14 protein-coding genes are annotated in these 12,285 nt (G+C 68.5%); 10 read left to right on the forward strand and 4 right to left on the reverse strand.

The window, feature by feature from the left end:
• The 3 genes from panB (at window position 1) to panD (ending at window position 2,162) form a co-directional block, all read left to right on the forward strand.
• The gene (gene panB, locus LWW89_RS11540) at window positions 1–813 is read left to right on the forward strand and encodes a 3-methyl-2-oxobutanoate hydroxymethyltransferase (protein ID WP_293264280.1); all 813 of its coding nucleotides are present in this window, start codon (window positions 1–3) and stop codon (window positions 811–813) included.
• 30 nt (window positions 814–843) lie between these two features.
• Window positions 844–1,692: a pantoate--beta-alanine ligase gene (gene panC / locus LWW89_RS11545; RefSeq protein WP_293264282.1), complete on the forward strand. Its 849-nt coding sequence runs from the start codon at window positions 844–846 to the stop codon at window positions 1,690–1,692.
• Between the two features lie 89 nt (window positions 1,693–1,781).
• Entirely contained in the window at window positions 1,782–2,162 is a 381-nt protein-coding gene (gene panD / locus LWW89_RS11550; RefSeq protein ID WP_293264284.1) for an aspartate 1-decarboxylase, read from the forward strand.
• 330 nt (window positions 2,163–2,492) lie between these two features.
• Here the strand turns inward: panD and LWW89_RS11555 are convergent, their stop codons facing one another.
• From LWW89_RS11555 to LWW89_RS11570, 4 genes are read right to left on the reverse strand one after another with little or no spacing between them, the layout of a single operon-like run.
• Window positions 2,493–3,662 (reverse strand): ABC transporter permease, encoded by a 1,170-nt coding sequence (locus LWW89_RS11555; RefSeq protein WP_293264286.1) that lies wholly within the window; start codon window positions 3,660–3,662, stop codon window positions 2,493–2,495.
• Window positions 3,663–3,672: 10 nt separating this feature from the next.
• Window positions 3,673–4,827, reverse strand: coding sequence for an FtsX-like permease family protein (locus tag LWW89_RS11560; protein ID WP_293264288.1), 1,155 nt, complete (start codon window positions 4,825–4,827; stop codon window positions 3,673–3,675).
• A gap of 1 nt (window position 4,828) precedes the next feature.
• A complete protein-coding gene (locus LWW89_RS11565) occupies window positions 4,829–5,614 on the reverse strand; it encodes an ABC transporter ATP-binding protein (protein WP_293264290.1) in 786 nt (261 codons plus the stop codon).
• Entirely contained in the window at window positions 5,611–6,804 is a 1,194-nt protein-coding gene (locus LWW89_RS11570; protein ID WP_293264292.1) for an efflux RND transporter periplasmic adaptor subunit, read from the reverse strand. The genes LWW89_RS11565 and LWW89_RS11570 overlap by 4 nt, the downstream gene beginning before the upstream one ends.
• Before the next feature lie 246 nt (window positions 6,805–7,050).
• Here LWW89_RS11570 and LWW89_RS11575 point away from each other — a divergent pair, with 246 nt between their 5' ends.
• The 7 genes from LWW89_RS11575 to LWW89_RS11605 all read left to right on the forward strand — a co-directional run bounded on the left by LWW89_RS11575 (window position 7,051) and on the right by LWW89_RS11605 (window position 12,285).
• Window positions 7,051–7,482 carry a cytochrome c gene (locus LWW89_RS11575; RefSeq protein WP_293264294.1) on the forward strand — a complete coding sequence of 144 codons (432 nt, stop codon included), beginning with the start codon at window positions 7,051–7,053 and terminating at the stop codon, window positions 7,480–7,482.
• A gap of 38 nt (window positions 7,483–7,520) precedes the next feature.
• The gene (locus LWW89_RS11580; RefSeq protein ID WP_293264296.1) at window positions 7,521–8,900 is read left to right on the forward strand and encodes a cbb3-type cytochrome c oxidase subunit I; all 1,380 of its coding nucleotides are present in this window, start codon (window positions 7,521–7,523) and stop codon (window positions 8,898–8,900) included.
• A gap of 160 nt (window positions 8,901–9,060) precedes the next feature.
• The gene (locus tag LWW89_RS11585; RefSeq protein WP_293264298.1) at window positions 9,061–9,663 is read left to right on the forward strand and encodes a cytochrome c oxidase subunit 3 family protein; all 603 of its coding nucleotides are present in this window, start codon (window positions 9,061–9,063) and stop codon (window positions 9,661–9,663) included.
• Entirely contained in the window at window positions 9,660–9,947 is a 288-nt protein-coding gene (locus LWW89_RS11590) for a cytochrome C oxidase subunit IV family protein (protein WP_293264300.1), read from the forward strand. The genes LWW89_RS11585 and LWW89_RS11590 overlap by 4 nt, the downstream gene beginning before the upstream one ends.
• A 40-nt stretch (window positions 9,948–9,987) precedes the next feature.
• The gene (locus tag LWW89_RS11595; protein WP_293264302.1) at window positions 9,988–10,797 is read left to right on the forward strand and encodes a CbbQ/NirQ/NorQ/GpvN family protein; all 810 of its coding nucleotides are present in this window, start codon (window positions 9,988–9,990) and stop codon (window positions 10,795–10,797) included.
• Between the two features lie 28 nt (window positions 10,798–10,825).
• Window positions 10,826–11,260 carry a hypothetical protein gene (locus LWW89_RS11600; RefSeq protein WP_293264303.1) on the forward strand — a complete coding sequence of 145 codons (435 nt, stop codon included), beginning with the start codon at window positions 10,826–10,828 and terminating at the stop codon, window positions 11,258–11,260.
• Complete coding sequence (locus LWW89_RS11605) at window positions 11,260–12,285, forward strand: 4Fe-4S binding protein (RefSeq protein ID WP_293264305.1); 1,026 nt, start codon at window positions 11,260–11,262, stop codon at window positions 12,283–12,285. Before LWW89_RS11600 ends, LWW89_RS11605 begins: the two co-directional genes overlap by 1 nt.

The following is a 12,285-nucleotide window of genomic DNA, read 5'->3' on the forward strand; positions in this document are numbered from 1 at the left end:
ATGTCCGTGCACGTCGATACCCGCCGCCTGACCACCGCCGACCTGGGCAAGATGAAGGCCGCCGGCGACAAGATCGCCATGCTGACCTGCTACGACGCCAGCTTCGCCCGCCTGTGCGACGACGCCGGCGTCGAATCCCTGCTCATCGGCGATTCCCTGGGCATGGTGCTGCAAGGCCACGATTCCACCCTGCCGGTGACCCTGGCCGACATCGCCTACCACACCGCCGCCGTGGCCCGGGGCTCGAAGCGCGCCCTGATCATCGCCGACATGCCCTTCGGCACCTCCCAGGTAACCCCGGAGGACACCTTCCGCAACGCCGTGCCCCTGCTCGCCGCCGGCGCCCAGGTGGTGAAGATCGAGGGCGGCGTGGAAATGGCCGCCACGGTGCGCTTCCTCACCGCCCGGGGCGTGCCGGTGTGCGGCCACATCGGCCTCACCCCCCAGTCGGTGCACCAGCTGGGCGGCTATCGGGTCCAGGGCAAGGGCGACGCCGCCGCCGAGCGGCTCAAGGCCGACGCCTTGGCCCTCCAGGAAGCCGGCGCCAGCCTGATCGTGATCGAAGCCGTGCCCGAGGCCCTGGCCCGGGAACTGACCGACCTGCTGGCCATCCCCACCATCGGCATCGGCGCCTCCGCCGGCTGTTCCGGCCAGGTGCTGGTACTGCACGACATGCTCGACCTGTCGCCGGGCAAGAAGGCCCGCTTCGTCAGGAATTTCATGGTCGGCCAGCCCTCGGTGGGCGCCGCCCTCGCCGCCTACGTGGCCGCGGTGAAGGATGCCTCCTTCCCCGGCCCGGAACACTGTTACTGAGCCGCCAGGCCGCTTTCACCACTTTCCATCATGCAAGTGATCTCCAGCATCCCCGCCCTGCGCGAAGCCCTCGCCGGGCGCGGCCGCATCGTCCTGGTGCCGACCATGGGCAACCTCCACGCCGGCCACATCTCCCTCATGGAGCAGGCTCGCGCCCACGGCGACACCGTGGTGGCGAGCATCTTCGTCAACCGCCTGCAATTCGGCCCCAACGAGGATTTCGACAAGTACCCGCGCACCTTCGAGGCCGACTGCGCCAAGCTGCGCGGGGCGGGCGTGGACATCCTGTTTGCCCCCACCGAGGCCGATCTCTATCCCGAGCCCCAGACCGTCCAGGTGGACCCGGGCCCGGTCCAGGAGCTGCTGGAAGGCGAATGCCGCCCCGGCCACTTCCGCGGCGTCGCCACGGTGGTGCTCAAGCTGTTCAACGCCGTCCAGCCCGCCGTGGCCCTGTTCGGCAAAAAGGACTACCAGCAGCTGATGGTGATCCGCCACATGGTGCGCCAGCTGGCCCTGCCGGTGACCATCGTCGGCGGCGACACGGTGCGCGCCGACGACGGCCTGGCCCTGTCCTCGCGCAACGGCTACCTGAGCGAGGCCGAACGGGCCGAGGCACCGCGCCTGGCGCACACCCTGAACGCCTTGCGCGACGCCGTGCTGGCTGGCGAGCGGGACTACGCCAAGCTGGAGCGTGAAGCCGCCGCCGCCCTGGATGCCGCCGGCTGGCAGACCGACTATGTTGCGTTGCGACAACAGTCCGATCTGCGCGCCCCGGCCCCCGGCACCGCACCAGGAACCGGCGCAAACGCCGCACCGCTGGTGGTTCTCGCCGCGGCCCGCCTGGGCAAGACGCGACTCATTGATAACCTTGAGATTTGATGAGGTTTTTTTGCAACAACTGAGCCGTTGACAGCGAGGGGTAGGCTATTACAATGCCCCCTCCCCAACCTTCGGCATAGGGAAACGCCATGCAACGCACCATGCTCAAGTCCAAGCTGCACCGCGTCACCACGACGCACTCCGAGCTCCATTACGAGGGCTCCTGTGCGATCGACGAGGATCTGCTGGACGCGGCCAACATCCGCGAATACGAGCAAATCGACATCTGGAACATCAACAACGGCGAGCGCTTCACCACCTACGCCATCCGCGCCGAACGCGGATCGGGCGTGATCTCGGTGAACGGCTCCGCCGCCCGTCGTGCCGCCCCCGGCGACCTGCTGATCATCGCCACCTTCGCCGTCTTCGACGAGGCCGAACTGGCCCGTCACGAGCCGGACCTGGTGTACGTCGATTCCCAGAACCGCATGGTGCGCCACAGCAAGCAGATTCCGGTTCAGGCCGCCTGAGCGCCGCCCGGCCCCGCGCCGGGAGACTCACCAGCGCCAGCCGCCCAACGCCCCGCCCCGTGCGGGGCGTTTGCTTTTGGGGATTCCACGCGTCAACGCGTTGCGGCGTCGGCCGGGGGAAAGCGGCCCGCGCCAAATGAGGCGGGCACAGCGAATGCCCAAGCCGCTCACGCCCCGATACTTGAAAAAAATTAATACATCCGACCCTTGGAAAAACCAAGGTCCGCGCCAGTAGCCGAGTTTCCCGAAGCGAGCCCCGGGAAACATGAAGAAAATTCAAGTATCCGGCGATACCCGAACCTGCGGGCGCACCCCGTGTGGGGCGCCCGGCTACGCGGCGCGCAAGGCGTCGACGATGTTCAGCCGGGCCGCCCGGAAGGCGGGCAGGAAGCCGCCGACGAAGCCCATGAACAGGGTGAAGGCCAGGCTCTTGGCGACGATGGCCGGAGTCAGGGTGAAGGAAAAGGCCAGCTCGGCGAAGGACTGCCAGTTCATGGTGGAGATGGTCACCAGCTGCATGAACGAGGCCAGCACCAGCCCGGCGGCCCCGCCCACCAGGGCGAGCAGCAGGGATTCGCCGAGGAAGGCGAAGAGGATGCTGCTGCGGCGAAAGCCCAGGGCGCGCAGGGTGCCGATCTCGCCGACCCGGCTGGCCACGGCGGCGTACATGGTGATCATGGCGCCGATCACCGCGCCGATGGAAAAGATCACCGACAGGGTCAGCCCGAGGATGCTGATGAACTTGGACAGGGTTTCCGACTGGTCGGCGTAGAAGCGGGTCTCGCGCTTGGCCTCCAGGGTCAGACGCGGGTCGGATTCGATGGCCGCCTTGACCGCGGCAAAGCGCCCCGGGTCGGCCAGCTTGAACACCATCGACGAGTAGGCGGTGCGGCGGAAAGACTGCATCAGGGTGTCGGCGTCGCCCCAGATTTCCGAATCGAAGCCGGTGCGGCCGGCGTCGAACACCCCCACCACGCGCCATTCCTGGCCGCCGAAGCGCAGCCGCTCGCCCAGGCCGGCGTTGGTGAAGCGCTCGGCGATGGCCCGGCCGGCGACGATCTCGTTGCTGCCTGGGCGGAACATGCGCCCGGCTACCAGGCGCACCTGGGGACGCAGCTCGTGGCCCAGGGGGCCGACGCCGCGGATGATGACGTTGGCCGGCTTGGTGGTGCCACGCTTGTAGAGGGAGATCAGCACCACCGATTCCTTGGACGCCAGGGACCGGCCGCCGGCCCCCAGGGCCACCTCGGGCAGGCTCTCGACGATGGCCGCCTGGACCCGCTCGACGCCGCTCTGCACCTCGGTTTCCGCCGAGCGGCGGATCACCACCACGTTGTCGTCGCTGCCGGTGGCCACCAGGGTGGTACGCAGGCCCTCGTCGAGCATCAGCACGGCGGCGAAGACGAACACCACTAGGGCCATGCCGCCGGCGGTGAGGGCCGTGGTCAGGCGCCGCGCCCACAGGTTGCGCAGGGAATAAGTGAGGGGCAGGGTCAGCATTCCACGTGCCTCACGCCACCGCCCGCAGGCCGTCCACGATACGGATGCCCATGGCCCGCCGCGCCGGCAGCGCCGCCGCCAGCAGCCCCACGCCCAGGGCGCAGAGCAGTTGCAGGGCCACCGTCTCGGCGCTGACGTTGAACACCGGGAACAGGGTGCCCACGGCCTGGGCGAACACCGCCGCCAGGGGGAAGGTCAGGGCCACGGCGATCAGGCCGCCGGCCAGGGCGATGGCCGCCGATTCGCCGACGATCAACCCGACGACGAAGCCGGGCGAAAAGCCCAGGGCCTTCAGGGTGGCGTACTCGGCGGTGCGCTCGCGCACGGTCATGGCCATGGTGTTGGCCATCACCGCCAGGATGATGACGATGACCAGGTAGGACACGGCGCGGATGGCCACCACGATGGCCTCGGTCATGGAGACAAAGGACAGCTGGAAGGCCTTCTCGGTCTCGGTCAGGGTCTCGGCGCTGGTGTTCTTGAACTCGGCGTCGATGCGGCTGCTGATCTCCGCCGCCCGGGCTGGGTCGTCGATCTTCACCACGTACACGCCGATCTGGTTGGCGCGGCGCGGAATCTGGCGGGTGATGGTCTCGTTCACATAGCTCCAGTGGAAGAGCATCTGGCTCACGTCGGTCTTGGCCTCGCGCCCGTGGTAGATGCCGCGCACGACGAATTCCCAGGTGCCGGGGAAGATGGTGCCCTTCAACTGGATGGTGTCCCCCACCTTGAAGCCGTAGGTGGCGGCCAGCTTGCTGCCGACGATGCAGCCCTTGCGGTCGCGCAGGAAGTCGCGCCGCTCGGCCTCGCTCAGCACGAACTCCGGGTAGAGGTCGAGAAAGGTGTCGGCCTCCACGGCGAACTGGGCGAAGAAGTTCTTCGGCTCCTTGTAGATACCGCCGAACCAATTGGAATGGGTGATGCCCACCACCCCGTCCACCCGGCGGATCTTCTCCCGGTAATTGACGGGCAGAGGGAAGACCAGGGAAATGGCGTTGCGCGTCACCAGCCGGGCGTTGGAGGCCCCCTCCGCCCCGGCGTACCAGGCGTCCACCACGGTGGACAACAGGCCGAAGGCGGTCACCGCCACGGTCAGCCCGGCCAGGGTCAGCAGGGTGCGCAGACGGTGGCGGAAGGCGTTGCGGAAGGCCAGGACGAGCAGCACGTCAGTACGCTCCCCCGCTGCCGTCGGAGGCGCCGGACAGCCCGCCGGCAACGCCATCCCCCAGCTCCTCCCGGGCCGACAGGGCGCCCTTCTCCAGGTGCATGATGGCGTGGGCGTGGCCGGCGGCGTGAGGGTCGTGGGTGACCATCACGATGGTCTTGCCCAGCTCCCGGTTGAGCCGTTGCAGCAGGCGCAGGATGTCGTGGGCCGATTCCCGGTCCAGGTCGCCGGTGGGCTCGTCGGCGACGATCAGCACCGGGTCGGTGATCAGGGCCCGGGCGATGGCCACCCGCTGCTGCTGGCCGCCGGAAAGCTCGCTCGGCGTGTGGTCCATGCGCTCGGCCAGGCCGACCATGGCCAGGGCCGCCGCCGCCCGCTCGCGCCGCTCGGCGCGGGAGAGGCGGGTGAGCAGCAGGGGCAGCTCCACGTTCTCCAGGGCGGTGAGCACCGGCATCAGGTTGTAGAACTGGAAGATGAAGCCGATGGTGCGCGCCCGCCAGTCGGCCAGTTCGGCCTCGCCGTAGGCGGCGATGTCCTCGCCGGCCACCCGGATCTCGCCGCTGCTGGCCCGGTCGATGCCGGCGATCAGGTTGAGCAGGGTGCTCTTGCCCGAGCCGGAGGGCCCCATCAGGGCGAGGAACTCGCCGGCGGCGATGTCGAAGCTGATGTCGGCCAGTACCGGCACCAGCTGCTGGCCGCGCCGGTAGGCCTTGGCCACCCGGCGCAGCTGCACCAGAGGCGGCGCCGGGGGCGTTACCGGGGGCAACGTTGCGCGCTCTTGCGTCACTTGGCTTCCACCTTGACCCGGGCGCCGTCCTTGAGGTCGGCGGCGGGACGGGCCACCAGCCGGGTGCCCGGCGCCAGCGCGTCGCCGCCCCGGGCGCTCACCGCCACCAGGTCGCCGTAGCGGCCGCCCAGGCGCACCGGCCGCTCCCGGGCCTGGCCGTCGCGCACCTCGAACACCACGGCGGCATCGCCCTCACCGCGCACCGCGTCGTGATGCACGGCAGTGAAAGGTTGGCGCTTGTCGTCCTTCATCTCCCGGGAGAGGAAGGCCACCTTGGCGGCCATTTCCGGCAGCAGGCGCGGGTCGGGCTTGCCGTCCGGGGTGACGAACTGGACCTTGGCCAGCACCGTGGCCTTGGCCCGGTCCACCGTCGGCACCAGCCGCGACACCCGGCCGCGCAGGCGCTCGTCGGGGAAGGCGTCGAGCTGGATTTCGCAGGGCTGGCCCACCTGGATCTTGGCCAGGTTGGCCTCGGACACGTCGGCTTCCACTTCCAGGCTGGCCATGTCGGCCATGGTCACCACCGCACCCTTGCTGTCGGTGGCCGAGGAGAAGGGGGTGATGACGTCGCCGACGTTGGCCGCCTTGGTCAACACCACCCCGTCGAAGGGCGCCCGGATCAGGGTCTGGTCCACCGCCACGTCGGCGGCGCGCTTGGCCGCCTGGGCCTGGGCCAGAGCGGCCCGGGCCTTGTTGAGCCGCGCCCGGGCGGTATCCACCGCCGAAGGCGAAATGAACTTCTTGGCGGCCAGTTCCTCGGTGCGGTGAAAGCTCACCTCGGCATCGGCCAGCTCGGCCCGGGCCGACACCACGTTGGCCCCGGCCTGGTCGGCCTGGGCGCGCACGTCGCTGTTCTCCAGCCGGGCCACCACCTGGCCTTCCTTGACCGGCGAACCTTCGCGCACCCCCAGCCATTCGAGCCGGCCGGTGGCCTTGGAGGCCACGGCGGCCTTGCGCCCGGCCACCACGTAGCCGGCGGCGTTGAGCACGGTGACCGCCTGGTAGGGGTAGGCGGTGGTCACCGACAGGGTTTCCACCGGCACGGCGCGCTGGCCGGCCAGGCCGACGGCCAGCACGGCGGCGACGGCCACGGCGCCGGCCACCCAGGGCCAGCGGCGGCGGCGCGGGCGGGCCGCCAGGGCGCCCCGGTCGATGGTCAGGCGGGAAAGGTCGAGCTTGTCGTCGGACATGAAAAGTCACCCGGGCGGGATCATGCCACCGCCCTGAAAGGGAAAAAAAGGGTAGGAAAAGCAGGTGCGCCGACTGCGGCGAAAAACCCTTCGACAAACCCGGGTTTTCCAGGCGCGGCAAGGCTTGGCGGCCCCCCAGCGGCGGCAATCGGCAGGGCTTCGGACGCTTTTGATGGGAGTCAAAGTCGCCGCCGGCCGGCCGGGGATACCGTTCGTTACCTTTCAATCTACAAGGGGGATTTTGTCATGAGTGGTGCATTCACCAAATCCATGGCGCGAAATATCTTCTACGGGGGAACAGTCTTTTTCTTCCTGCTATTTCTCGCCCTATCCTTTGACACCCACCAAGCATTGCCGAAACGCGACCACCGGGCCGAAATCACGCCCCAAATCGCCCACGGCAAGAAGCTGGTGGAGGTCAACAACTGCATTGGCTGCCACACCCTGATGGGGGAAGGAGCCTATTTCGCTCCCGAACTGGGCAACGCCATCGCCCGCCTCGGCGGACGCGAAGGCATCAAGGGCTTCATCAAGAGCCGGCCGGCCGAGGGCATTCCGGGCCGCCGCTCCATGCCCCAGTTCAACTTCTCCGACGACGACCTGGAGGCCATCGCCGCCTATCTTGAGCACGTGAACAAGATCGACGACGCCAACTGGCCGCCCAACATCCAGGGTTGATTCCGACCTCAGCCCCGAACCCATCAGGAGGGAAAGCAATGCCATTCCAATCCCAAGGGGTCGCCAAGTACTACTTCATGGCGGCCATCGCCCTGTTCGCCGGACAGATTCTGTTCGGCCTGATCATGGGCTTGCAGTACGTGTGGGGAGACTTTCTCTTCCCCGCCATCCCCTTCAACGTGGCCCGCATGGTCCACACCAACCTGCTCATCGTCTGGCTGCTGTTCGGCTTCATGGGCGGCGCCTACTACCTGATCCCCGAAGAATCGGAAACCGAGCTGTACAGCACCAAGCTGGCCATGCTCTTGTTCTGGGTCTTCCTGATCGCCGGCGCCCTGACCATCGTCGGCTATCTGGCCGTGCCCTACGCCACCCTGGCCAAGTACACCGGCAACGACCTGCTCGAAACCATGGGCCGGGAGTTCCTGGAGCAGCCGCTGATAACCAAGGTGGGCATCGTCATCGTCGCCCTGGGCTTCCTCTTCAACATCACCATGACGGTGCTGAAGGGCCGCAAGACCGCCATCTCGACGGTGCTGCTGCTCGGCCTGTGGGGCCTGGCGGTGTTCTTCCTGTTCTCCTTCTACAACCCGGTGAACGTGGTCGAAGACAAGTTCTTCTGGTGGTGGACCGTGCACCTGTGGGTCGAAGGCGTGTGGGAACTGATCCTCGGCGCCCTGCTGGCCTTCGTGCTGATCAAGGTCACCGGCGTGGACCGGGAAGTGATCGAGAAGTGGCTGTACGTGATCATCACCCTGACCCTGGTCACCGGCGTGATCGGCACCGGCCACCACTACTTCTGGATCGGCACGCCCGAGTACTGGCAGTGGTGGGGTTCCATCTTCTCCGCCCTGGAGCCGATCCCCTTCTTCGCCATGACCGTGTTCGCCTTCAACATGGTGAACCGCCGCCGCCGCGAGCATCCCAACCGGGCCGCCACCCTGTGGGCGCTGGGCACCGGCGTGATGGCCTTCCTCGGCGCCGGCGTGTGGGGCTTCCTGCACACCCTGGCTCCGGTGAACTACTACACCCACGGCACCCAGATCACCGCCGCCCACGGCCACATGGCCTTCTACGGCGCCTACGCCATGGTCGTGCTGTGCATGATCAGCTACGCCATGCCGATCATGCGCGGTCGCGCCGCCAACTCGAACAAGGCCCAGGTGCTGGAGATGTGGAGCTTCTGGCTGATGACCATCGCCATGGTCTTCATCACCCTGTTCCTCACCGCCGCCGGCATCCTCCAGGTGTGGCTGCAGCGCGTCTCCGACACGCCGCTGCCGTTCATGGTGGTGCAGGACAAGATCTCCCTGTTCTACTGGATGCGCGAATGGACCGGCGTGGTCTTCCTGATCGGCCTGGTGCTCTACATCCTCAGCTTCTTCGTCAAAGGCGAGGAGCAGGCCAAGGCCGCCTGACCCGCCCGGAAAAACCGGATCGATCCATCCACCCGTCCCGAAACCGGCCAGGGGCTCCATCCCCCCGGCCGGCCCCGGACTTGCCAGCGCCCCGTTGATCGGGGCGCTTTTTTTCTTTCGATCAAGGAATCGGGCCGGCGACCTGCCTATCGTTGGCGCCATGAGTACCGAATCCCTCGCCCTGCCGGCCACCACCGGCACCGCCCCTCCCGAACGCCGCCTGGCCGGGGACCTGGCCATCTGGGTCTTCATCTGTGCCGAGCTACTGGCCTTCGCCGTGTTCTTCGTCGCCTACGGGGTGGCCCGGGCCCGGCACGTGGACATGTTCAACACCGGCCAGCTGACCCTGGACCGCAACGCCGGGGCCCTCAACACCGTGCTGCTGATCACCGGCAGCTGGTTCGTCGTCCAGGCCGTGGCCCGCCTGCGCGGGGGCGACCCAGGCGGCAGCGCTGGGCGCCTGTTGCTCGCCCTGGCCTGCGGCGGCGGCTTCCTAGTGGTGAAGGTGTTCGAATACAAGGCCAAGTTCGCCCTGGGCATTTCCCTGTCCACCGACACCTTCTACATGTTCTACATCTCCCTGACCTTCTTCCACCTGATGCACGTGCTGCTCGGCATGGTCATCCTGGCCCTGCTGTGGAACAGCCTGCGCCGGGGCCCCGGGCCGACCACCCTGTCCAGCCTGGAGAGCGGCGCGGCCTACTGGCACATGGTGGATCTGGTCTGGATCATCCTCTTCCCCCTGGTCTACGTGATGCGATGAACGCCCCGGCCCTTTCCCCTGCCCCCTCCCCGGCGACGCCCCGCGCCGCCCATCTGGTCTATGCCTTCCTGCTCGCCGCCACCGGCCTCACCTGGTTCCTCGGCGAAACCGGCGCCGCCGGCCCGGCGGTGATGGCGGTGCTGATGGGTGCCGCCCTGCTCAAGGGCCTGGCCGTGGCCGGCGAGTTCATGGAGCTGCGCCACGCCCCGCGCCTATGGCAAGCGGTAGTGGCCGGCTGGCTGTTCTTCGTCACCGGCTGCCTGGCCGCCGCCTATCTGGCCTGACCCTTCCCGCCCGACGCTCACCTTTTCCGCGAGGCTTCCCATGAACGCCCCCCTGCCCTCCCAGGCCGCCACCGAGCTGCCCTTCTACGCGCCGGCCGGCAACGAGATCGAGCTGTTCGAGCACGCCTTCAAGAACCGCCTGCCGCTCCTCATCAAGGGCCCCACCGGCTGCGGCAAGACCCGCTTCGTCGCCCATATGGCGGCGCGCCTGGGGCTGCCGCTGCACACCGTGGCCTGCCACGACGACCTGACCGCCGCCGACCTGGTGGGCCGCCACCTGATCGAGGGCGGCGGCACCGTATGGTGCGACGGCCCCCTGACCCGGGCGGTGCGCCACGGTGGCCTGTGCTACCTGGACGAGGTGGTGGAGGCGCGCAAGGACACCACGGTGGTGCTGCACCCCCTGGCCGACGACCGGCGCATCCTGCCTATCGACCGCACCGGCGAGGTCCTGGAGGCGCCGGACGACTTCATGCTGGTGGTGTCTTACAACCCGGGCTACCAGAACCTGATGAAGAGCCTCAAGCCTTCCACCCGGCAGCGCTTCGTCGCCCTCACCTTCGACTTCCCCGCGGCCGAGCGGGAAGAGGCCATCCTGATCGGCGAGGCCGACATCGACCGGGACCTGGCGCGCCGCCTGGTGGGCATCGGCCGGGCTTTCCGCGCCCTCAAGGACCGGGATCTGGAGGAAGTGGCCAGCACCCGGCTGCTGGTCTACGCCGCCACCCTGATCCGCGCCGGCCTCTCGCCCCTGGCCGCCTGCCGCGCCGCCTTGGTGGAGCCCCTGTCCGACGACGCGGAAACCGTGGCGGCGCTGATGGAAATCGTCGCCGCCACTTTTGGCCGCTGAACCCTCCTCCCGTTCTGCCACCCCGACCATGTCCGCTCCGGACCATTCCGAGCCCAACGCCGATCCGGCCAACGATCCGGCCAACGACCCGGCGGCCGTCCCCGGCCTGCGCCTGGCCGTGGCCGCCGAGGGCCTGTTCCTCGCCAACCTGCTGGTGGCCCCGGGGCTGGCCTTCCTCATCCTCGCCGCCCTGTGGTGGCGCCATCGCCTGAGCGCCCCACCCCTGGCCCGCCAGCACCTGTGGCAGGCGGTGGCGGTGAGCTTCTGGGGCGGCGCCCTGCTGGCGACCGTCTCGACCCTGTTCATCGTCGCCGGCGGGCTGACCTGGGCCTGGACCTGGGTGGCGGTGATCCTCTATTTCACCTGCATCCACTCCACCCTGGTGCTGTTCGGCATGTTCGGCCTGTCCCGGGCCATGGCCGGTCAGCCCTACCGCTACCCGCTGATTGGGCCGTCCCGGTGATGAAGGACCGCCGCCAGACCCTGCGCGCCCTCACCCAGATGGGCTTCTTCGCCCTGTTCGTGGTGACGCCCCTGTTCGACCTGTTCCGTTACGACCTCACCGCCAACCACGCCTGGTTCCTCACCCTGCCCTGGCACCTGGGCATGGACGACCTGCTGGCCGGGCGCCTGAGCGCGGTGGAGGCCGGCGGACGCATCGTCCTCTTTCTCTTCGCGCCGATCCTGCTGCTCGCCGCCGCGGTGATCTTCGTCGCCTGGAAGTGGGGCCGCCTCTACTGCGGCTGGCTGTGCCCCCACTTTTCGGTGGTGGAGACCATCAACCGGCTGATGCTGCGCGCCACCGGCAAGCACAGCGTGTGGGACCGCCAGCCGGTTCCGCCCTGGCAGCCCGACGGCAGCCCGACCCAGCGCGACGCCCGCTGGTGGCTGCTCACCGTGCCGGTGGCGGTGGGCTTCGCCTTCACCTGGGCGGTGGTCTTCCTCACCTACCTGATGCCGCCGTTCCAGGTCTATGGCGGCCTGCTCGGCGCTGCCGGCCTGGGGGCGGGCGTACTCAGCCGCTACGAGTGGATCTTTCTCGCCGCCGCCACCACGGTGATCAGCCTGGAATTTCTCTTCGCCCGCCACCTCTTTTGCCGCTACGCCTGCGCCGTGGGCATCTTCCAGAGCCTGGCCTGGATGGGCAACAAGAAGGCCCTGGTGGTGGGCTTCGACCGCAGCCGCCTGGCCGAATGCGCCGATTGCCAGGGCGGCAGCAAGGGCAGCCACGGCAGCGCCTGCGACGCGGTCTGCCCGATGCGCCTCAAGCCGCGCAACCTCAAACGCTGGATGTTCGCCTGCACCCAGTGCACCCAATGCCTCACGGCCTGCGCCACCACCAACCGGGACAATCCCCGGGGGCCGCTCTTGACCTGGGTCCAGGACGAGGCGGCGCGGCAGAACGAAGCAGGTTTCAGCGCCCGGGACGGTGTCCGCGAGGACGCCCGCCCTCCCACACCGGCCGCGGAACAAGGCGAAAGGAACTGA

The organism is Oryzomicrobium sp. (assembly GCF_021287045.1).
Lineage (GTDB): Bacteria > Pseudomonadota > Gammaproteobacteria > Burkholderiales > Rhodocyclaceae > Oryzomicrobium.